Origin of the sequence: Terrabacter aerolatus (assembly GCF_007991735.1) — a bacterium.
Classification (GTDB): Bacteria; Actinomycetota; Actinomycetes; order Actinomycetales; family Dermatophilaceae; genus Terrabacter; species Terrabacter aerolatus.
Window position 1 is genome coordinate 62,744 of sequence record NZ_BJYX01000019.1, and the last position, 21,746, is coordinate 84,489.

Consider the following 21,746-nt stretch of genomic DNA (forward strand, 5'->3'; position numbering starts at 1 on the left):
TCGGGAGATTGCTCATCCAGTTAGCGACCCTAACAGGCCGGGCGTTCGGCCTCACCCGCGCAGGCGCACCGACAGGCACGTGACGCAGCCCTCGAGTTTCTCGAACTCGGAGATGTCGACGGTCGTCACGTCGTGCCCACGGGCGGCGAGGAGCTGGGCCGTGCGCGGCGCGGACGCCGACAGGAGCACCGACATGCCGCCCAGCAGCACGACGTGCGCGCCGGACTCCTCCGGGACGGCGAGGAACCGGGACCACACCGTCGGGTCGTCGACGAGCGGCGGGAAGCCGAGCACCGTGCCGTCCGGCAGCGCCGTGACCGCCGACTTGAGGTGCAGCACCTTCGACACCGGCACCGGGACGACCTCGACCCGGTGCCCCTCGAGCGCCTGCCGCAGCTGGTCGACCCCGGCCTGGTTGGTGCGGCCACCGACCCCGACCCACACGACGTGTCCGTGCTTGAGCACGTCGCCGCCGTCGAGCGTGCCCGGCTCCTCGATCGCGACGGTGCGGTAGCCGTGGGCCTGCACCGCCTCGCGGACGCCGACCTGCTCGGCGCGGCGCCCCGGAGCACCGGATCGGCACAGGACCGCGACGTCGCCGTGCACGACGACCTGGTCCTCGATGAAGACGCCGTCGGGACAGTCGTCGGCCGGTGCGGCCTCGACCACCGACCAGCCGCGACGGCGCAGGACGTCGACGTACTCCTGCCACTGCCGCAGAGCGAGGGCGCCGTCCACCGCGCCCGACCGCTCGACGTGCGTCACGATCCCGTCCGCGAGTCGGGGGGACGGTCGGCGGACGAGCGCGAGGCGACGGTGCACGCGCTCACTCTAGGGGCGGCGACGCCGCCGGCGGCCTAGCGTGGAGGCGTCCCCGCGGCCGAGCACCCGCCGGCCGCCCGGCGGGGGAGACCTTGTCGCGGAAGGGACTTGACCCTGACGCCGCGTGAGGCAACAGGCTCGTCCGCATGACCGGAAGGACGCAGGAGATGACCAGCTGGACGGTGGGACAGGTCGCCGAGCTCTTCGGCGTGACGGTGCGCACGCTGCACCACTACGACGAGATCGGCCTGCTCGTCCCGAGCGAGCGCTCGCGGGCGGGCTACCGCCTCTACACCGACAGTGACCTCGCGCGGCTGCAGCAGGTCGTGGTCTACCGGCGGCTGGAGATGCCGCTCGAGGAGATCGCGACGCTGCTCGGCGGCGGTGAGGACGCGGCCACGCACCTGCGCCGTCAACGCGCGACGGTCATGTCCCGGCTGGACGAGCTGCGCGAGCTCGTCTCGGCCATCGACCGAGCACTGGAGAGAGAGATGAACGACCAGCCAGCCACCACCGAGGACCTCAAGGAGCTCTTCGGCGACGGGTTCAAGGACGAGTACCAGCAGGAGGCGGAGCAGCGCTGGGGCGAGACCGACGCATGGAAGCAGTCGGCCGCGCGGACCAAGGGCTACACCAAGGCCGACTGGGTGCAGGTCAAGGCCGAGGCGGACGCCGTCAACGCGGCCTTCGTCTCAGCCCTGCGCGCCGGGGAGCCCGCGACCGGCGACGCCGCCATGGACGCCGCCGAGCAGCACCGCCTCCACATCCAGGAGCGCTTCTACGACCTCACCCACGACTTCCACCGCGGGCTCGCCGACATGTACGTCGCCGACCCCCGCTTCACGAAGACGTACGAGGACATCGCCCCCGGCCTCGCGGCATACGTCCACGACGCGATCCATGCCAACGCCGACCGGCACGCAGCCGCGGACTGACCGCGCGCCGTGCCGGGCCGAGTGGTGCGCAGCCGCTCGGCCCGGCACCTGCTGCCCTCCGCTCTCAGGCGCAGGACATGTGGTCGAACGACACCGTCACGGTCCCGTTCGCGTTGAGCGTGGCCTGGGCGTTGTCGTGGAACTGCAGGTGCGACCCGTCCGAGCCGGTGGCGTTGACGTCGAACGTGCTGTGCTCCACGCCGTTGCGCAGGTTGTTCTCGTCACCGAACCACGTGGCGAAGTGGCCGGTGTAGGTGGCCTTCGAGGCGTCGTCGGGGGTGAAGGTGAACCGGCCCTCCACGGTGCCCGTGAACCACGAGCCGGTCTTGTTGACGGTGCCGTGGAAGACCTGGTTCTCCAGGGCGTCGATCGTGCCCGGGTCGCCGGTGCACGGGTTGACGGTGGTGAAGACGTCGACGACGGCGTGCTGGTTGTCGGTGAAGGTGACGGCCCCGTTGCCCCCGGCTCCGGCCGCCCCCACCCCCGCCCCGGTGACCAAGAGCGCTGCCACGCCTGCGGTGGCGCACGCGCCACGAATCCTGAGTCGGCTCATGCGACTCCCCCTCTACAGATGTTTCCCGGTTGCCCCCGAGAGGGGTCTGGTGGCCCCACCTTCGAGGGTCCTCCCCGCCGTCCCGTGTCGCGGCGGAACCGCGAGAACCGGTGGTGCCCGTCACCGCGACGGACGGCGACGCCCACCAGCTGAGCGGGCCCGGACCCCGTCCGGGACACGCCGTAACCTTGTCGCATGCGAGTCGGAGTCTTCGGTGCCACGGGTCAGGTCGGCGGGGTCATGCGTGCCGTCCTCGAGGAGCGGGACTTCCCGGTCACGCAGGTGCGGTTCTTCGCATCGGCGCGCTCCGCCGGCACGACGCTGCCCTTCAAGGGCGATGACGTCGTCGTCGAGGACTCGGCGACCGCAGACTTCTCCGGGATCGACATCGCCCTCTTCTCCAACGGGGGCGCCGCGAGCCGTGAGCTCGCGCCCAGGGTCGCGGCGGCCGGCGCGACGGTCATCGACAACTCGAGCGCGTGGCGCAAGGACCCCGACGTCCCGCTCGTCGTCTCGGAGGTCAACGCCGCCGACCTCGACGACATCCCCAAGGGCATCGTCGCCAACCCCAACTGCACCACGATGGCCGCGATGCCGGTGCTCAAGCCGCTCCACGACAGGGCCGGCCTCGTGCGCCTGCACGTGAGCAGCTACCAGGCCGTGAGCGGCTCGGGCGGCGCCGGCGTGCAGGAGCTGGACCGCCAGCTCAAGGGCGCGTATGCCGCGGGCGACCCCACCGGGCTCGCGCTCGACGGGCGTGCGGTGGCCGTTCCCGAGGCCCAGCTGTATGCCGTGCCGGTCGGCTTCAACGTCGTGCCCCTCGCAGGGTCGATCGTCGACGACGGCTCGCTCGAGACCGACGAGGAGCAGAAGCTGCGCAACGAGTCGCGCAAGATCCTGCACGCCCCCGACCTGCGCGTCTCGGGCACGTGCGTGCGCGTCCCCGTCTTCACCGGCCACAGCCTGGCCATCCACGCCGAGTTCGCCGAGGACATCTCGCCCGAGGAGGCGCTCGACCTGCTCAAGAACGCGCCGGGCGTCATCGTCACCGACGTGCCCAACCCGCTCGAGGTCGCCGGCCGCGACGAGGTCTTCGTCGGGCGGGTGCGCGCCGACCAGGCGGCGCCCGAGGGCAGGGGCCTCGTGCTCTTCGTCGTCGGCGACAACCTGCGCAAGGGGGCGGCCCTCAACGCGGTCCAGATCGCCGAGGAGCTCCTCGCGCGCCGCTGACCCCGGCCCCTGCCTTCGCCCCAGCCCAGGCCCCGGCAACACACCGAGCAGTCGCCAACCCCGCACGGCTACAACCGTCGTGGTTGGCGACTGCTCGGTGTGTTGCGGGGTAGAGGGGTGGGGTGTGCGGCGCGGTGGCGTGAGGACGGGGGGCCTCGTGTCCGGGCAGTCGCATAGGGTCGGGGCGTGACGGAGAACCTCGCGGCCGCGACCCACCGAGTCGACACAGCCCCCGGGCTCTTCGTGTGCTTCGAGGGTGGCGACGGCGCCGGCAAGTCCACCCAGGCCCGGCTGCTGACCGAGGTGCTCGAGCAGCGAGGGCGTGAGGTCGTCGTGACCCGCCAGCCGGGTGGCACGCCGCTCGGCACGCAGATCCGCGAGCTCGTCCTGCACGGCGACCACGTCGCTGCCCGGGCCGAGGCGCTGCTCTTCGCGGCCGACAAGGCGCACCACGTCGACCAGCTCATCAGGCCGGCGCTCGCCGCGGGGCAGGTCGTCATCACCGACCGCTACGTCGACAGCTCGATCACCTACCAGGGGGCCGGCCGCGAGCTCGGCCGCGACGAGATCACGGCGCTGCAGCACTGGGCCGTCGGCGGTCTGCTGCCCGACCTCACGATCGTCCTCGACGTCTCGCCCGAGGTGGGCCGGGAGCGGCGGGGCGACGAGCACGACCGCCTCGAGTCCGAGGCCGACGCCTTCCACGCTGCGGTGCGCCGCGGCTACCTCGAGCTCGCCGCGGCCGACCCCGGCCGCTACCTCGTCCTCGACGCGACCCAGACCGTCGAACGGCTCCACGCCGCCGTCGTGGACGGGGTCGACCGCGTGCTGGCCGGTCGCCCATGACGGTCTGGGACGACCTCGTCGGCCAGGAGCCGACCGTCGAGACGCTGGCGCGGGCCGTCAGCGACGAGTCCGCCATGACGCACGCCTGGCTCTTCACCGGGCCGCCCGGGTCGGGCCGGTCGACGGCGGCCCGTGCCTTCGCGGCAGCCCTGCAGTGTCCCGACGGCGGGTGCGGGCAGTGCCGCGAGTGCCGCACGGCGCTCGACGGCAGCCACGCCGACGTCAAGGTCGTCGCCACCGAAGGCCTGTCGATCAAGGTCGCCGAGGCCCGGGCGCTCGTGCAGGAGGCCGCCCTGCGCCCGTCGGTGGGCCGGTGGCGCATCATCATCATCGAGGACGCCGACCGCCTCACCGCCTACACCGACGCTCCCGCCGACGCCCTCCTCAAGGCCCTCGAGGAGCCGACGCCGCGCACCGTCTGGATGCTCTGCGCGCCGAGCCTCGAGGACGTCATCGTCACCATCCGCTCCCGCTCTCGCCACGTCCGGCTGCGCACGCCCCCCGTCGACGCCGTCGCCGACCTGCTCCAGCGCCGCGACGGCATCGACCCCGCCATGGCGCTGTATGCCGCCCGCGCCGCCCAGTCGCACATCGGGCTCGCGCGCCGGCTGGCCCGCGACGAGCAGGCCCGCATCCGTCGCCGTGACGTCCTCGCCATGGCGACGAAGATCCTCGGCGTCGGGGACGCCATCGGAGCCGCAGCCGACCTCGCCCAGATCGCCGACGAGGAGTCGACCGCGTCGAGCGCCGAGCGAGACGCTGCCGAGCGGGCCCGACTCATGGAGACCCTCGGCGCCGACCCGACCGCCCGCACCCAGCCGCCGCACATCCGCTCCCAGGTCGCGGCGCTCGAGCGCGAGCAGAAGACCCGCGCCACCCGCGCGGCGCGTGACGTCGTCGACCGCGCCCTCGTCGACCTGACGTCGATCTACCGCGACGCGCTCGTGCTGCGCCTGCGCTCCGACGTCGACCTCGTCAACCCCGACGCCGTCGACAAGGTGCGGGCGCTCGCCGGCGTCTTCACCCCCGAGCAGCTGCTCGCCGCGATGGACGCCATCCACGAGGCCCGCGACCGCATCAACGCCAACGTGCCGCCCCTGCTCGCCCTCGAGGCCATGGCCCTGCAGCTGCGTGTGCCCCGTGAGCTCGGCGTCTGAGCGCACCCGCGGGCCCGGCCACCCGGCATCCGGCCTCGATGCGGTCACGACCCCCCGTCGAGGAGGTCGCGCTCAGGTCCACCCGTTACGGTTTCGGGCATGACGACGCGCCCTGCCGCCATCTCCCGTGCCCTGACCGCCGCTGCGGCGGCACTGGCGCTGGTGCTGTCCGCGGCGGCGTGCACGACGCCCGACGAGCCCGTGGCCCCCGGCGCGAAGACCGGCATCCCCGCCGCGACGGCGGCCCCCACGCCCGCCCTCGCGCCGTACTACGCCCAGAAGCTGGACTGGAAGAAGTGCGGCGCCCTCGAGTGCGCCGACCTCCGGGTCCCGCTCGACCACGCCGCGCCCGACCCCTCGACGGACCTGACGATCAAGGTCGCCCGCGTTAAGGCCCGTGACCAGGCCAAGCGCCTCGGCTCCCTCCTCGTCAACCCCGGTGGTCCCGGCGCGTCCGGCATCGACTACGTCCGCGGGGGCGCCGAGACGATCGGCGGACCCGAGGTGCGCCGCTACTACGACCTCGTCGGCTTCGACCCGCGCGGCGTCGCGAGCTCGGACCCCATCGACTGCCTCGACGACAAGGCCCTCGACCGCTTCCTCGCCGCGGACCCGACGCCTGACACCCCCGCCGAGGAGCAGGTCCTCATGACGGAGGCCAAGGCCATGGCCGACGGCTGCCAGAAGGACAACCCCGAGCTCGTCAAGCACCTCTCGACCGCCGACGCGGCGCGCGACATGGACATCCTGCGGGCCGCCGTGGGCGACACCCAGCTGAACTACCTCGGCAAGTCCTATGGGACCTTCCTCGGCTCCACCTACGCCGACCTCTTCCCCAAGCGGGTCGGTCGCGTCGTTCTCGACGGCGTCGTCCCGCCCGACCTGACGAGCGCCGAGCTCGGCGAGGGCCAGGCCCGCGGCTTCCAGATCGCGACCCAGGCCTACGTCGAGGACTGCGTCAAGGAGGACTGCCCGCTCGGCTCCACCCCCGCGGCAGCCCTCAAGGGCCTCGACGACTTCTTCACCCAGGTCGACCAGAAGCCCCTGCCGACCGGCGACCCGAGCGCGCCCCTGCTGACGGAGGGCTGGGCCCGCCTCGGGGTCGCGGTCGCCCTCTACGACCAGGGCTCGTGGAGCATCCTCACCGACGCGCTCAAGGAGGCCAAGGCCGGCAACGGCCAGAGCCTGATGCAGCTGGCTGACGCGTACGCCGGCCGTCGCCCCGGTGGTGGTTACGACGGCAACCTCATGGAGTCGATCTTCGCCGTCAACTGTCTCGACCGGCCCGACAGCCCGAACCTGTCGGCCTACGAGAAGTACGCCAAGGACTTCTCCGCCAAGGCCCCGACGTGGGGAGCCAACCTCGCCTGGGGCGCGCTGCCCTGCGGGGTGTGGCCGGTCAAGTCGGCCGTGGGCCCGCACCAGGTCCACGCACCCGGCAGCGAGCCCATCGTCGTCGTCGGCACGACGCGTGACCCCGCGACGATCTACGAGTGGTCCAAGCGGTTGCGCGACCAGCTCGACAACGCCGTCCTCGTGTCCTACGACGGTGACGGCCACACCGCCTACGGCCGGAGCAACAGCTGCGTCGACAGCGCCATCGACGCCTTCTACGTCCAGGGTCGGGTGCCCGAGGACGGCCTCACGTGCTGAACGAGGACCCCCGTCCCGACGACCTCCCCGACGCTCCGACGGGGTATGCGGCCCTGCCGCCCTCCTACGCGCCGCCTCCTTCGCAGCCGCCCTCCTACGCGCCGCCTCCTTCGCAGCCGCCCTCGTCCTCGGCGGCCGACGGTCCGGCGCCGGCCGCACCGGCCGCGCCGGGTGGCCGGGGGGCGCCGGCCCGGTCGAGCCTGCGTCCGGTCATCGCTGCCGTCGCCGTGATCGCCGTCGTCGCGGTCGTCGTCCTGGCCGTGTGGCGCATCGGCAACCCGCCGCCCGTGGGTCAGGCGCAGGGGCCGGTGAGCTCCTCGGCGGCCCCCTCCGCGCCACCCACGCCCACCCCGACCGGAGGCGCCCCGACGTCGGGCGGCGCTGCGGCACAGGGCTACCCGGCCGCATTGGCCTCCTACTACACCCAGAAGCTGACCTGGACCCCGTGCCCCGACAACGCCAAGCAGCGGTGCTCCACGATGCAGGTGCCGGTCGACTACGCCAGGCCGACGGGTGACCGCTTCACCCTCGCCCTGCGCAAGGCGCCGGCCACCGACCCCGCGAAGCGCCTCGGCTCGCTCGTCATCAACCCGGGCGGCCCCGGCGGGTCGGGTGTCGAGTACGCCCAGTACGCGTCGTTCGTCTTCTCACCGGCGGTCCGGGCGGCATACGACGTGGTCGGCTTCGACCCACGCGGCATCGGCGCGTCCAGCCCGGTGCGGTGCCTCAGCAACTCCGACATGGACCTGCTCTTCAGCGCCGACCCGACGCCCGACTCGCCGGCCGAGCGCTCGCAGCTGCTCGCCGACGTCGACGGCGTGACCAAGCGGTGCGCGGCGCGCGGCGGTGTCCGCGCCATGCACATGAGCACGACCGAGGTGGCGCGCGACATGGACGTCATGCGCGTGCTGCTCGGTGACACCAAGCTCAACTTCTTCGGCGGTTCGTACGGCACGTTCCTCGGCGCGATCTATGCCGACACGTTCCCCGCGAAGGTCGGCCGGATGGTGCTCGACTCAGCGCTGTCCCCGAACCAGACCGAGCAGCAGGAGATGACGTACGACATCCAGGGCTTCGAGTCCTCGATCGACGCCTTCATCGGCTGGTGCGTCGCACGCACCGACTGCGCGCTCGGCACCGACAAGAGCACCGCGCGGCAGAAGATCGTCGACCTGCTCGACGCGGTGGAGAAGAAGGGCCTGACGACGAGCAAGCCCGGCCTGACCACGATCGGCGAGGGCTGGGTCGGCTTCTCGATCTTCATGTGCCTCTACTCCGACACCTCGTGGCCGACGCTGAACCAGGGCCTCGCCCAGGCCCTCACCGGCAAGGGCGACATCCTGCTGGCCAAGGGCATGTCCGTCGTCAAGCGGGGCATCACCGGCGACTACGCGCCGAGCACCTACCTGCAGGCGATGATCCCGGTGCGGTGCGCCGACTGGCCCCGGTCCTCGACCAACCCCTCGCTCAAGGCCGAGCAGAAGAAGGCGCAGGCTGCCCACCCGTTGTGGGCCCGGATGACCGGCGAGCTCTACGACAACTGCCGCACCTGGCCGACGGCCGGGCGAACCCCCAAGGGCACGACGCTCGCCCAGGGCGCCGGGCCCATCCTCGTCATCGGCAACGAGCGCGACCCCGCGACGCCCATCGGGGGCACCAAGCAGCTCGCGAAGGACCTCGCATCGGGCATTCTGCTCACTTCCGACCACGACGGGCACGGCACCTACTACGCTGGCAACTCGTGCGTGGACTCCGCCGTGGACGGGTACCTGCTCAGGGGGACGGCGCCGGCCGACGGCACGACCTGCTGAGCCGGCTGCTCGCGCCCCTCATCTCCGTCGCGATCCTCGCGACCCTCCTGCTGCTGGCCACCGGGCCCTCGACAGTGCCGGGTGCCGCTGCCGTCCGAGCGACCTCGGCCGGTCGTCCGTCGGTGGCGCCCGCGCCCGTCGGCGAGGCCGCCCGCAAGGACCGGCCGGCCACGACGCCGATCGCCTTCACCGGACCCGTCATCGCGGACCCGGCCTACCTGCGTGCCTACTACGGCAAGCGCGTCGTGTGGACGAAGTGCCACGACGACGCGGGCTACGACTGCGGGACGGTCGTGGTGCCGGTCGACTACCAGCACCCGGAGGGCGCGCGGACGCACATCGCGCTGCGGCGCCTGCCGGCCTCCGGTCCCGCGCCGCGGATCGGGTCGCTGTTCATCAACCCGGGCGGTCCGGGCGGCTCCGGCATCGAGTTCGTGGGCGAGGCGAGCTCCTTCTTCGGCGACGCCGTCCGCCAGCGCTACGACATCGTCGGCTTCGACCCACGGGGGATGGGGGAGTCCGACCCGGTCAGCTGCCTCACCGACGCCGACCTCGACGCCATGTATGCCGCCGACCCCACTCCCGACACGGCCGCGGAGCGCGCCGCCGCCCGTCGGGCCCCGGCCGAGCGCAACCGGCGCTGCCTCGCGCGCGGTGGTGCGCTCGCCGCGCGGATGGGCAGCGAGTTCGTGGCCCGTGACCTCGACGTCCTGCGCTCTGCCGTCGGCGACGAGCGGCTCAACTACTACGGCGTGAGCTACGGGACCATGATCGGCGCCCTGTACGCGTCCTTCTACACGAGCCGGGTCGGGCTCATGGTGCTGGACTCGGCCGTCCTGCCCGACGCTCTGCCCGAGCAGGCCCCGAGCCAGCAGGACGTCGATGCGGCCGCCCGTGGCTGGGCCGACGACTTCGACAAGGTCTTCGACGAGTTCTTCACGGAGTGCGGGTCGAGCGTCGAGTGTCCGCTGGGGCGGGACCGAGCCACGGCGTCCCGAGCCCTCGTCCGGTTCCTCGACGGCCTCGACCGTCGGCCGCTCGAGACCGGGTACGACAGCCTGCCCCGGTTGACGGAGGGCTGGGCGCAGACGGCGATCGACGAGGGGCTGAGGAACCACGACACGTGGCCCGAGCTCGTCGACGCCCTGGACGCCGCGGTCAACGACGGGGACGGCGGCCCGCTGGCCTGGTTCGCCATGGAGTCGACGGACCGCAACGAGGACGGCACGTATGCCGCCACGACGTTCGGGCGGTCGCACCTGCTCGTCACGTGCTCGGACTGGCCGCGGTCGCCGTGGGCCTCGGTCGTCCCCAGCCGGGACGTCCTGGCCAACCACCCGCTGTGGGCGAGGGTCCAGCCGCCGTCGCACGACCTGTGCGACGGCTGGAAGGGCGTGCAGCGCGCGACCCTGCTCCTGGACGCCGAGGTGGACACACCCGTGCTCGTCATCGGCAACGACGGGGACCGGACGACCCCCATCGAGGACACGAGGGCCCTCGCCGGTGAGATCGTCCGGTCCCGCTTCGTCACCGTCTCGGCGGACGGGCACGGCGCCTACGGACGCGACAACGACTGCGCGGACGCCGTCGTCGACGGCTACCTCGCCCACCTGCAGGCGCCCGAGAACGACTACGTCTGCGGCAAGAACACCTGAACCGATGTGCGCCGCGCGCCCGGTCGGTCGTGTCGATCGGTCGTGTCGGCCGTGTCGCCTCAGGCGGTCAGCAGGCCTCAGTCGGTGGAGACGCGCAGCACGATCTTGCCGGCCGTGTGGCCCTCCTGGTTGAGGCGGAAGGCGTCGGCGAGCTGCTCGAGGGGGAAGGTGTGCGCGACGGGCACCGTCAGGTCGCCGCGCTCGACGAGCGCTGCAAGGTGGGCGAGCTCGGCGCCGTCGGGCCGCACCCACACGTAGTGCCCCCCGGCCGCTGCGACCGAGCCGTCGGCGATCGACCCGTGCCGTCCGCCCTCCGCCAGCACGGCGGTCGTCACGTCGAGGACGTCGCCGACGAAGTCGGCGACGGCGTCCACGCCGTCGGGGGCCAGGGCGCGGATGCGGTCGACCACGCCGTCGCCGTAGGTGACCGGCTCGGCGCCGAGCTCACGGAGGCGGTCGTGGTTGCGCTCGGACGCGGTGCCGATGACCCGGGCCCCGAGCGTGCGGGCGATCTGGACCGCCAGGGACCCGACACCGCCGGCGGCGGCGTGCACGAGGAGGGTGTCACCCTCGCCGACCTCGAGGCGCTTGAGCAGGCGCAGAGCGGTCAGGCCGGCGAGCGGCAGGCCGGCCGCCTCGTCCCACGAGACCGAGGCCGGCTTGGTGGCCAGGGCCCGGACCGGCACGGTCACGAGCTCGGCGAACGTGCCGCCGTGGACGTAGTCCTTGCGGGCGTAGGCCAGGACCTCGTCGCCGGGGGAGAACTCCGGGGTGTCGAAGCCCACGGCCTCGACGACGCCCGAGACGTCCCAGCCCGGCACGACGGGGAAGCGCACGTCCATGACGGCGTCGAGGCCGCCGGACATGAGCTTCCAGTCGACGGGGTTGACCGAGGCCGACCGCACCCGCACCAGCACCTCGCCGGGCCCGACCTTGGGCCGGGGCTGCTCGGTGAGCGCGAGCACCTCCGTTCCTCCGTAGGTGTCGTACGTCATGGCACGCATGGTCTGGCCGGGGTTGCTCGTGTCGCTCATCCGGGATCTCCTCGCTCGGGTCGTGGGTCTGCAGGGTGTGGAACTGCCTGGGGGAGCAGGGGCGCCCCTGCGCTCCCCCACGGTTCAAGGTCGGGTGCACGGCGCGGCATTCCCGGTCGGTAGGGAGCGGGTGCCACAGGCTCCAGGAGACTGTTCCGGCGACTCCCGGGGCACGATTTTTCTCCGGCAGATGTCCTGCGTATACTCAACCTCCGTGTCCGGTCGCGCTCGTCGCGAGGGACACGGCCAGCCGCTTTAGCTCAGTCGGCCAGAGCGATTCACTCGTAATGAATAGGTCGTCGGTTCGATTCCGACAAGCGGCTCCGCGCAAGAGGAAAGGCCCCCAGCTCACGAGAGCAGGGGGCCTTTCCGTTTGTCCCGGGTCGTGCCCCGATCGTGCTCCGAGCCTCCTCTGGTCCCGCGGGCCGCGCGAGCCGCCGGCCTGATGGCAGACCACCGGCCGGACCTCTGGGACTGTGCGGAGTGCGGCGGCTGTCGGCGGTGGTTGATGGGCGATTTGTATGGGTAAGAGCCGTCCACCAATCCTGTCGACAGGCACCTTTGTGCTGAAACGGAGCCACCCATGAGTGAAGCCGATCTGCCTCCCGTCTCGGCGGAGGAACTCGCCGCCGAAGGAGCGACCGCCCTTCCCGACAAGGAGGTGATGTCGCTTCTCGACCTCAACGCCGACCTCAACCTCGCACTCGACGTCGCGGCTCCGATCGACCTCGGCGTGGCCGCCAACGCCAACGTGGCGGCCCCGATCAACGGAGCCGTGGGAGCCAACATCCTCTCCGTCGGCTCCGCGGATGCCGCTGTCGCCCACCAGGGGGTGAACATCGACCAGGAGCTCTCCGGCTCCGCCGTCGCCCATGCGCCCCAGCACAGCTCGATCGACCAGACGACCCCGACCGATCCCTCGTCGGCCTCGTCGACGACGCCGGCACCCGCCCCCAGCACCACGCCGACGTCATCCTCGGCTCTCAGCGGCAACCTGCTCAACATCGACGTCAATGCGGCGGCGGACGCCAAGCTGGCGGCGCCGATCGACGGTGCGGTTGCTGCGAATGCCAACGTCGCAGCACCGATCGATGCCTCGGTCTCGGCCAACGTCGGCTCCGTCGGATCCGAGGCCACGTCCATCGCCGACCAGCAGGGCTCGATCGCCCAGCACCTGACGGGGACTGCCCAGGCCACCGCCGACCAGACCTCGCAGATCCAGCAGTAGACGGCCGACGGTGACTCTCACGTCCGCGGACGGCAGGCCTTCCGAGCCGGACCTCAGCTCCGACCCTTCGGCACTGCCGTCCGCCGACGTGGGCGCTTCGACGAGAGCACCGGTCCACACCACGGGCATCGAGCTGCTCGGGACGTTGACCGGGTCCGGATATCGCAACCCCCCGTCTCTGGTGCGCCGCGCTGACGGCCAGACGGTGCAGCTCACGCCGCTGCTCTACCGGGTGCTCGAGACGATCGACGGGCAAAGGACGTACGCCGAGGTCGCCGATGAGGTCAGCCGCGCCTACGGTCGACGCCTCGCACCCCAGGACGTCCAACAGCTCACCGAGTCGCGGTTGCGGCCGCTCGGACTGGTCCGCGGGGCCGACGGCTCCGAACCGCTCGTGAAGAAGGCGAACCCCCTGCTGGCGCTGCGGTTCCGGTGGGTGGTCTCGGACCCCGCCGTGACCCGGCGGATCACGGCGCCCTTCGCCGCCCTGTTCGCACCCGTCGTGGTCGTGACGATGCTCATCGCCTTCGCGGTGATCTCCGGCTGGGTCCTGTTCACCAAGGGGCTCGCCTCGGCGACCCATCAGGCGTTCGACCAGCCGCTGCTGCTGGTTCTCGTCTTCGTCATCACGATCTTCTCCGCCGGCTTCCACGAGTTCGGCCACGCCTCGGCCTGCCGCTACGGCGGCGCGACCCCCGGCGCCATGGGCACCGGCCTCTACCTGGTTTGGCCGGCGTTCTACACCGACGTCACCGACAGCTACCGCCTCGGCCGTGCGGGCCGCCTCCGGGTCGACCTCGGGGGGCTCTACTTCAACGCGCTGATGACCGTGGCGATGTTCGCCGTCTGGTTCGCCACGCGCTGGGACGCCCTGCTGCTCATCCTCGCCGCCCAGCTGCTGCAGATGGTCCGCCAGCTGGCGCCCATGGTCCGCTTCGACGGCTATCACGTCCTCGCCGACCTGACCGGCGTTCCCGACCTCTCCGCGCGCATCGGGCCGACCTTGCGCAGCCTCGTCCCCGGGCGCGCGCCCGAGCCGGCGGCGACCGAGCTCAAGCGCTGGGCCAAGGTCGTCGTCACCGCCTGGGTGCTCGTCATCGTGCCCCTGCTGCTCGTGACCCTCGTGCTCATGGTCGTGGCGCTCCCGCGAGTGCTGGGAACCGCCTGGAACAGCGTGGTCAAGCACGCGCACGCCCTCACGGTCGACTGGGCCGGCGGGGACGTCACCGGGATCGCGGTCAGGCTGCTCGCGATCCTGGCCGTCTGCCTGCCGGTGGTCGGATCCCTCATCGTGCTCGTCCGCCTCGTCAAGACCGTCATCGCCTCCCTCTGGCGTCGGACCGCCGGTCGTCCGGGGCGTCGCGCCCTGGCCGGGCTGCTGGTCGTCACAGTCGCCGCGGGTCTCGCCTGTGCGTGGTGGCCCGATGCCAACCGCTACCGTCCGGTCCAGCCCTTCGAGAAGGGCACGGTGGTCGACGGGCTGCAGACCGCGAGCTTCGCCGGGCGCACCCCTCCGCTGTCCGACGGGCAGATCGTCGAGGGACACCGTTCCGTGTGGGCGTCCACCTCGGCCCCGCCCACCAGGGACCACCCCGAGCTTGCCCTCGTCCTCGTTCCGAAGGCGGGAGCGGCCGGTCCGACCGACCCCGGTCCGACGTGGGTCTTCCCCTTCAACCGCCCCGGCGCTCCCGCAGCCGGTGACACCCAGGCGCTGGCCGTCAACACCACCGACGGGTCGACGCTCTACGACGTCGCCTTCGCCCTGGTGTGGGCCGACGGCAGCACGGTCACCAACAGCAACGAGGCCTACGCCTTTGCCAGCTGTCGCGGATGCACGACCGTGGCCGTGGCCTTCCAGGTGGTTCTCATCACGGGGGATGCTCACGTCGCGATACCGCAGAACATCTCCGGTGCGGTCAACTACTCCTGCGTGCAGTGCGTCACCTCTGCGCTCGCCCAGCAGCTCGTCCTCAGCGTGCCCGGAGAACTCACCCCCGCGACGAAGCAGCGCCTGAACGCCCTGTGGCAGCAGATCATGACGTTCGCGGGCACCATCGAGACCATGCCCCTCGACGAGGTCCGGTCCAAGCTCCTCGACTACGAGAACCAGATCCGGTCCGTCATCGGCGTCGGGGCAGGCCCGGCAACACCCTCCACGACGCCCAGCACGACGCCCAGCACGACGGGGGCACCGTCCACGAACCCGACGACACCGCCCCCCGCACCGAGTGGGAGTGAGACCACCGGGGCCGATCCGGCGGAATCGTCAACCGCCGTCCCGTCCCCGTCAGGCACCACCTCGCAACCGACGGACTCGACGGCGCCGCCTGCGCCGACGGCGACCACCTCCGAGACCCCCGGCGTCACCGCGGCCACGCCTGCCGCTGACGCGACCACGACGCCATGAGGTGAGCGCCCTCATCCGCCTCGTGCCCTCCGGATCGGTTCGGTGCGTCATCAGGTCTGGCCCCCAGCTCATCCGAGCCGGGGGCCTTTCCCGTGTCCGGCGGCGTCCCTGCACCCGGGGCGGTTCAGCGTCCTTCCAGCATCGGCGGCGACGATCGCTGAAGCTCAGTCCAGAGCCGGATCGAGGTGCACATGGGTGCCTTGCGGGTCGGCCGACCCTCCCGTCGGAACGTTGCAACCAGTCGGCGTCGGCGCGTGGTCAGGCGCGTCGCCGCCGTGGTCGTCGCTGTGCTCGTCGTGGCTGTGGGCGTGTCCTACGGGCAGGCGCTGCTGGCGCCCGGTGATGCTCCGTTGACCGTCCGCACGGTCGAGTGGGTGCGCGACAACGGCGGTGCCGGCGTCGTCGATGCCGTGGAGAACTGGTGGTTCACCCGCAACCCTCCGCCCAACGCCGCACCCGACCCGTCGGCGCTGCCCGACCTCCCCCCGCCTCAGGCCGGCACCCGGGCGGCGGGAACCAGCCACCCCGGCAGGCCCGGTACTACCAGCGGGCCGCCCACCGTCACGATCCCCAGCGGCATCACGCCGGTCGCCCGTGAGGGCGTCTGGGTGCCGGGTCGTCTCGACCGCCAGGGCCTGCCCGCCATGTTCACCACCTTCGTGCAACCGGATCCGACACACGCGAGCGTCGTGGCGGCCGTGGCCTGGATCCGTGCGTCGGACACGGTCGGGCACCTCGTCGCGGGCACCACCCAACCCGGCGGCGACGGCTGGCCCGACGGGGCGCGCGTCGCTCCGGGAGACGTGTCGTCCCTGGTGGCGACGTTCAACTCCGGGTGGCGTTTCAAGGACCTGCTCGGGGGATTCTACGAGAACGGCCGCTACTCGCACTCCTTGCAGACGGGGGCTGGCTCGGTCGTCATCGACCGGACCGGGCGGGTGACCGTCGGCCAGTGGGGACGCGACGTCACGATGTCGCCGTCGGTCGTCGCGGTGCGCCAGAACCTGCACCTCATCGTCGACGCGGGGGCGGCGGAACCGGGGATCGCCGATGCCAGCGGGCCGTGGGGGGTGTCGAAGAACCAACGCCAGTTCACGTGGCGGTCCGGTCTCGGGATCGACGCCCACGGCAACCTCATCTACGTCGCGGGCGACGGGATGACCTTGAAGATGCTGACGGCAGCGCTGGTCGCCGCGAAGGCCACGAGGGCCGTCGAGCTCGACATGCACACGAACATGGTGTTCTTCGCGCGCTGGGCGCCCACCGCGGCCAACGGCCCGGTGTCACCGGCGAAGCTGCTGCCGACCATGCCCTCTCGCGCGGACCGCTACATCGCGCCGGACCAGCGCGACTTCTTCTACGTGACCCTGCGCTGATGGCGACGGTGAGCGCGAGGCGCGGCCCGTCGCTGGTCCTCAGCCTGGTCCAGCTGGGCCGCCCGAGGCAGTGGCTGCGCAACGTGCTCGTCGCTGCCGTGCCGATCGCCGCAGGCACGATCCTGCACCGGGACGTGCTCGTGGCCACGGCCCAGGCGTTCCTCGCCTTCACCCTGGCCGCGAGTGCGACCTACTGCCTCAACGACGTGCTCGACGCCGACGCCGACGCGCGCCACCCGACCAAGCGCAACCGGCCGGTCGCGTCGGGACGGGTGACCCCGCTCCAGGCTGTCGCGGCAGCGGCACTGCTGGCCCTGGCCGCCGTCGCGGTGAGCGGGTCCGGATCGCTTCGCTGGGTGGTCACGGGCTACCTCGTCCTGTCCGTCGCGTACTCGACGGCGCTCAAGCACCAGGCGGTGCTGGAGCTCGCCCTGGTGTCGGCCGGCTTCCTGCTCCGCGCCATCGCCGGTGGAGCCGCCACCGGAACCTCCATCAGCCGCTGGTTCCTCATCGTCACCGGCTTCGCGTCGCTCTTCGTCGTCATCGGCAAGCGGCTGTCGGAGCTGGTCAGCGTCGGCCTCGAGGACCGGACGCGGCGGGCCCTCGGGTCCTACACGCAGAGCTACCTGCGGATGATGTTCGGCGTCTGCGGGGCGGTCACCGTGACGGCATACTGCCTGTGGGCCTTCGGGCTCGGTACGGCGCCCAGCCAAGGCGTCTTCGCGGGTGTCTCGGTCGTACCGCTCGTCCTCCTGATCATGCGCTACTCCCTCGACGCAGACCTCGGGAGGGCGCAGGAGCCCGAGCAGGTCATGCTCCACGACCACGTGCTGCAGGCCCTCGGGGCCATCTGGTTCGCGTGCTTCTGGCTGGCGGCCATGTCATGAGGCTGGCCCGTGGCGACGGTGCCGAGGGGGCGGACGCTGGCGATTCGCCCGCGGCCCCCGTCGTGCAGGAGCTGACCGGCTGGGGCCGGACCGCGCCCACGGTGGCGCACGTCGCAGCGCCCTCGACCGTCACCGACGTGTCCCGGTTCGTCGCCGAGAGCGGATCGCGAGGCGTCATCGTCCGGGGGCTGGGACGCAGCTACGGCGATGCGGCCCAGAACGCAGGCGGTCTCGTGCTGCGACTCGGTGCCTTCGACGAGATCGGGCCGGTGGACCCTGAGACGGGACTCGTCACGTGCGGTGCCGGAGTCAGCCTCGACCGGCTCCTGCGGGAGGTGCTGCCGCGCGGCTGGTTCGTCCCGGTCACCCCTGGCACCCGTCAGGTCAGCCTGGGTGGCGCCGTCGCGGCCGACGTGCACGGCAAGAACCACCACCGTGACGGCAGCCTGTCGGCGCATGTCGCCGCGCTCACCCTCGTCGACGGCCGCGGCGTCGTGCGCAGGCTCACGCCCTCGGACGACCTCTTCTGGTCGGTGCCGGGTGGGATGGGACTGACGGGGGTTGTCCTCGAGGTGACGCTGCGCCTCATCCGCGTCGAGTCGAGCCTCATGCAGGTCGACACGACCCGCACCGGCTCGCTCGACGAGACGATGGCCGTCCTGGCGGAGTCGGACCGGACGAGCCGGTACACGGTGGCCTGGGTCGACTGCCTGGCGCGTGGCTCGGCCAGAGGGCGTGGAGTCGTCACCGCGGGCGACCACGCGACGAGCGAGCAGGCGGGGGAGCATGCGGGGGGCCAGACACGCGGGAGCCTGTCGCGGGCGCTCGGGCGCCGGCCGCTCCCGGCTCCGCCATGGGCTCCGTCCGGTGCGCTCAACCTGGTCACCGTCGGCCTGTTCAACGAGGCGTACCACCGCAGGGCCCCGCGGGCGACCCGTCGCAGCCTCGAGGGTGTCGGGACCTTCTTCCATCCGCTCGACGTCGTCGACGGGTGGAACCGGATCTACGGCTCGCGCGGCTTCGTGCAGCACCAGTTCGCGGTCGAGGACCCGGAGTGCGTGAGGCGCGTCGTCGGCAGGCTCTCGGATCGCCGGGCGCCGACGTTCCTGTGCGTGCTCAAGCGCTTGGGGCCGGCGGGGAGGGGGCCGCTGTCGTTCCCGTCACCCGGGTGGACGCTCGCGGTCGACCTCCCTGTCAGCGACTCGCTGGGCGACCTGCTCGACGAGCTCGATGCCGACGTGCTCGCGAGCGGGGGACGGGTCTATCTGGCCAAGGACTCACGACTCCGACCCGAGTCGGTCGCCCTGATGTATCCCCGTCTCGACGAATGGCGTTCCCTGCGTGACGAGCTCGACCCCGAGCACGTCTTCCAGTCCGACCTCTCACGGAGGCTGAACCTATGATCAACGCCGTCGGCGCGCCGCAGTCGATGCTCGTCATCGGGGCCACGAGCGACATCGCCAGGGCCACGGTCACGCAGCTGGCGAGTGCGGGGCGTCTGCAGCGGGTCGTGCTGGCGGGCCGGAGCGGCGCGGCCCTCGATGCCGAGGTGGAGCGGGTGCGCCGGCTCGGCGTGCCGCTCGTGACCAGTCACCACTTCGAGGCCCGGGATCGCGCGGGGCACGAGCAGGTCGTGGCAGACGCGTTCGACGCCGGCGAGATCGACGTGGTCCTCATCTGCTTCGGGGTCCTGCCGGACGAGGACCGGGTCCGGGCAGAGCCGCTCGCGGCAGCCGAGGTCGTCGACATCAACTTCACCGCCGTCGTCACCACGCTGCTCGCGTCGGCGAAGCACCAGCGCGCCCAGGGCCACGGCGTCATCGTCGTGCTCTCGTCCGCGGCCGCGGTGCGGGGCAGGGCCTCGAACGCCGTCTACGGCTCGACGAAGGCGGGGGTCGACGCGTTGGCCAGCGGGCTCGGTGACGCACTCCAGTCGACGGGGGTCTCGGTGGTCGTGGTCCGTCCCGGCTTCGTGCGCACCCGGATGACAGCCGGCCTCCGCCCGGCGCCGCTGGCCGTGACCCCGCAGGACGTGGCCGAGGCCATCGCCGCCAACCTTACCCTGGGGTCTCGCACCATCTGGGTCCCGACCTCGATGGGGTGGGTCATGGGGGCGCTCGCGGTGACGCCGCGCGCTCTCTTCCGCCGGCTGCCGATCTGACGGTCCGGGACTCCGCGCCGGGCGAGCAGGTCGGGGTGGGCGCGAGCACCGACGTGCAGAGGCCCCCGGAACGGGCGAAGGAGCCCGCCTGCGCGCGCAGGACGGGCTCCTTCGAGGCTGGTGCGGATGGGGGGGTGCGTGCCAGCCGTGGGGGTGTTACAGGTGTGACACTAATGAAGCTGTCGCCACATGTACGGACTTTCGACAAATTTGTGACGAGAAAATTCGGAATAGCGGTACATGGGGCATTTGTGGAATGCCGTGTGGCCGGCCACGGGCCGCTCCACCACCCCCGCCGCGACCGTCCCGATCTGGCACAGTGACCCGGTGAGTGAGACCCGGACAGCGGTGGGCCAGAACCTCGTGAGCGAGACCGTGTCGGTCGCCGCCGACCTCGTGGGCGCCCCGCTGCGCGTCGTCGGCGCGCCCTTTCCCGGAAGTCGACGCACGCTCGTCGTGCGCGTCCTCGACGGTGCGGGCCGGTCGTTCGTCGTCAAGCGCTACGTCACCGACGAGGGGCGCGAGGCGTATGCCCGCGAGGCGTCCGCGCTCGCGGCGATGACCGGCTTCGCGCAGACGCCGACGCTCGTGGCCGAGTCCACCGACCCGCGCCTCGTCGTCATGGGCGACCTCGGCGACGGTGGGCACCTGGCCGACGCGCTGCTCGGTGACGACGCCGACCGGGCCGTGACCACCCTCTCGGGGTGGGCCTCGGCCGTCGCGGGACTGCACACCGAGGGACGCCGGGTGCGTGACACCTTCGAGGCGGGCGTCCGGTCGCGCTCGTCGGAGCCGGTCGAGCTCGACTACCTCCCGGGCCAGCTCGCCGAGGCCGTCCCGGCGTGGGCACGGCTGGCCGCCGCCCTCGACGTCACGGCGCCCGCCGGGGTGTTCGACGTGCTCGCGACGGTGCCGGACCGGTTCCGCGTCGACGCCTCGAGCCTCTCTGCAGCCGACATGTGCCCCGACAACAACCTCGTCCGCGACGCCGGCCTCGTCCTGCTCGACTTCGAGTTCGCCCTGTGGCGGCCGATCGCCTGGGATGCGGCATACCTCAGGGTGCCGTGGCCGACGTGCTGGTGCGCCTGGTCGCTCGAGGCGGCGGCCGCGGAGCTGGCCCTGGGCCGGTGGCGTGAGGCGGTGGCCGTCGAGTGGCCCGCCACGCTGGGTGCCGACTTCGACCACGACCTGGATCTGGCGACGGAGGCGTGGGCCTGGCTCGCGGGCAGCTGGTGTCTCACCGGTCTCGTCGACGAGGAGCCAGCGCGGGTCAACCCCGTCAAGCCGATGCCACGCATGCCGGACCCAGTGCTCCGCTTCCTGCGCACCGCTGCGGCGGGTCGGGCGCTGCCCGAGCTGGCCGAGATGGCGCTGCGGCTGTCGCGGGCCGTCGAGACGACGTATGCCGCCGGCGACGTGCCGCTGGCTCCCGCGTTCTCGCGTGGTGCGTTCCGGTGACCGCGTGGACGACCCGGCGGGCGACCGCCGCCGATGCGGCGGCCGTGGTCGGGCTGCGGGCGCTGATGTTCTCGGAGATGGGCGTTCCGGGGGTCGACGACCCGGGCTGGCAGGAGGCGGCCACGGCGTGGTTCGAGCGGGAGCTCGACGGCGGGCGGTGCTGCGTCGTCGTCGCCGAGGACGCCGACGGCGAGGTCGTGGCCGGGGCCATGGTGGGGCTGCGGTTCGAGACCCCCTCGCCCGTCAACCCGAACGGCGTCTGGGGCCTGCTCAACAACGTCGCGACGCAGCCGCGCGCACGTCGTCAGGGCCTGGCCCGGGCATGCGTCGAGGGCGTCCTCGACTGGTTGCGCGACGAGACCGAGGCGACGGTGGTCGAGCTCTTCGCGACGGGTGACGGGTCGCGGCTCTACGAGGAGCTCGGCTTCGCCCCGACGGCCTGGCCGGCGATGCGTCTGCGCCTCGACCGCTGACGCACGTCGGTTCGGGAGCCGCGGCGCCGGACGTGTCGGTTTCGGGCGTGGCTGGGTGTC

At 72.2% G+C, this 21,746-nt stretch carries 18 protein-coding genes and 1 tRNA gene; 16 read left to right on the plus strand and 3 right to left on the minus strand.

Going from position 1 to position 21,746, the window contains the following annotated elements; genetic code table 11:
* Positions 1-51: 51 nt before the first annotated feature.
* Positions 52-822, minus strand: coding sequence for a dimethylargininase (gene ddaH / locus TAE01_RS15935; RefSeq protein ID WP_147067796.1), 771 nt, complete (start codon positions 820-822; stop codon positions 52-54).
* Positions 823-968: 146 nt separating this feature from the next.
* Between ddaH and TAE01_RS15940 the strand changes: the two genes are divergently transcribed.
* Complete coding sequence (locus TAE01_RS15940; protein ID WP_246111398.1) at positions 969-1,757, plus strand: MerR family transcriptional regulator; 789 nt, start codon at positions 969-971, stop codon at positions 1,755-1,757.
* A gap of 64 nt (positions 1,758-1,821) precedes the next feature.
* On the opposite strand, the gene TAE01_RS15945 is transcribed toward TAE01_RS15940, so the two are convergent.
* Positions 1,822-2,310 carry a hypothetical protein gene (locus TAE01_RS15945; protein WP_147067797.1) on the minus strand — a complete coding sequence of 163 codons (489 nt, stop codon included), beginning with the start codon at positions 2,308-2,310 and terminating at the stop codon, positions 1,822-1,824.
* 195 nt (positions 2,311-2,505) lie between these two features.
* On the opposite strand from TAE01_RS15945, the gene TAE01_RS15950 reads away from it, so the two are divergent.
* The 6 genes from TAE01_RS15950 (at position 2,506) to TAE01_RS15975 (ending at position 10,662) form a co-directional block, all read left to right on the plus strand.
* Positions 2,506-3,540 (plus strand): aspartate-semialdehyde dehydrogenase, encoded by a 1,035-nt coding sequence (locus TAE01_RS15950; RefSeq protein ID WP_147067798.1) that lies wholly within the window; start codon positions 2,506-2,508, stop codon positions 3,538-3,540.
* Positions 3,541-3,726: 186 nt separating this feature from the next.
* A complete protein-coding gene (gene tmk / locus TAE01_RS15955) occupies positions 3,727-4,386 on the plus strand; it encodes a dTMP kinase (protein ID WP_147067799.1) in 660 nt (219 codons plus the stop codon).
* Positions 4,383-5,543 (plus strand): DNA polymerase III subunit delta', encoded by a 1,161-nt coding sequence (locus tag TAE01_RS15960; RefSeq protein WP_147067800.1) that lies wholly within the window; start codon positions 4,383-4,385, stop codon positions 5,541-5,543. The genes tmk and TAE01_RS15960 overlap by 4 nt, the downstream gene beginning before the upstream one ends.
* 99 nt (positions 5,544-5,642) lie before the next feature.
* Positions 5,643-7,196 (plus strand): alpha/beta hydrolase, encoded by a 1,554-nt coding sequence (locus TAE01_RS15965; RefSeq protein ID WP_147067801.1) that lies wholly within the window; start codon positions 5,643-5,645, stop codon positions 7,194-7,196.
* On the plus strand, positions 7,190-9,007 hold the full coding sequence (locus tag TAE01_RS15970; RefSeq protein WP_147067802.1) for an alpha/beta hydrolase: 1,818 nt from the start codon (positions 7,190-7,192) through the stop codon (positions 9,005-9,007). Before TAE01_RS15965 ends, TAE01_RS15970 begins: the two co-directional genes overlap by 7 nt.
* Complete coding sequence (locus TAE01_RS15975; protein WP_147067803.1) at positions 8,938-10,662, plus strand: alpha/beta fold hydrolase; 1,725 nt, start codon at positions 8,938-8,940, stop codon at positions 10,660-10,662. Before TAE01_RS15970 ends, TAE01_RS15975 begins: the two co-directional genes overlap by 70 nt.
* Positions 10,663-10,739: 77 nt before the next feature.
* On the opposite strand, the gene TAE01_RS15980 is transcribed toward TAE01_RS15975, so the two are convergent.
* Positions 10,740-11,666, minus strand: coding sequence for an NADP-dependent oxidoreductase (locus TAE01_RS15980; protein ID WP_186815244.1), 927 nt, complete (start codon positions 11,664-11,666; stop codon positions 10,740-10,742).
* A 279-nt stretch (positions 11,667-11,945) separates the two neighbouring features.
* Here TAE01_RS15980 and TAE01_RS15985 point away from each other — a divergent pair.
* From TAE01_RS15985 to TAE01_RS16025, 9 genes are all read left to right on the plus strand, one after another.
* Positions 11,946-12,019: transfer RNA gene (locus TAE01_RS15985), tRNA-Thr, on the plus strand.
* A 260-nt stretch (positions 12,020-12,279) separates the two neighbouring features.
* Positions 12,280-12,924, plus strand: a complete 645-nt coding sequence (locus tag TAE01_RS15990) for a peptidoglycan-binding protein (RefSeq protein ID WP_147067805.1) — start codon at positions 12,280-12,282, stop codon at positions 12,922-12,924.
* 205 nt (positions 12,925-13,129) lie between these two features.
* Entirely contained in the window at positions 13,130-15,331 is a 2,202-nt protein-coding gene (locus tag TAE01_RS15995) for a hypothetical protein (RefSeq protein WP_147067806.1), read from the plus strand.
* Positions 15,332-15,585: 254 nt separating this feature from the next.
* Positions 15,586-16,707, plus strand: a complete 1,122-nt coding sequence (locus TAE01_RS16000; RefSeq protein WP_147067807.1) for a hypothetical protein — start codon at positions 15,586-15,588, stop codon at positions 16,705-16,707.
* Positions 16,707-17,594, plus strand: coding sequence for a decaprenyl-phosphate phosphoribosyltransferase (locus tag TAE01_RS16005; protein ID WP_147067808.1), 888 nt, complete (start codon positions 16,707-16,709; stop codon positions 17,592-17,594). Before TAE01_RS16000 ends, TAE01_RS16005 begins: the two co-directional genes overlap by 1 nt.
* 62 nt (positions 17,595-17,656) lie before the next feature.
* Entirely contained in the window at positions 17,657-18,997 is a 1,341-nt protein-coding gene (gene dprE1, locus TAE01_RS16010; protein ID WP_222594154.1) for an FAD-binding oxidoreductase, read from the plus strand.
* Positions 18,994-19,755: a decaprenylphospho-beta-D-erythro-pentofuranosid-2-ulose 2-reductase gene (dprE2, locus tag TAE01_RS16015; RefSeq protein WP_147067810.1), complete on the plus strand. Its 762-nt coding sequence runs from the start codon at positions 18,994-18,996 to the stop codon at positions 19,753-19,755. Before dprE1 ends, dprE2 begins: the two co-directional genes overlap by 4 nt.
* A 327-nt stretch (positions 19,756-20,082) precedes the next feature.
* Positions 20,083-21,213 (plus strand): aminoglycoside phosphotransferase family protein, encoded by a 1,131-nt coding sequence (locus TAE01_RS16020; protein WP_147067811.1) that lies wholly within the window; start codon positions 20,083-20,085, stop codon positions 21,211-21,213.
* On the plus strand, positions 21,210-21,686 hold the full coding sequence (locus TAE01_RS16025; RefSeq protein ID WP_147067812.1) for a GNAT family N-acetyltransferase: 477 nt from the start codon (positions 21,210-21,212) through the stop codon (positions 21,684-21,686). Before TAE01_RS16020 ends, TAE01_RS16025 begins: the two co-directional genes overlap by 4 nt.
* The last annotated feature ends 60 nt before the right edge of the window (positions 21,687-21,746 follow it).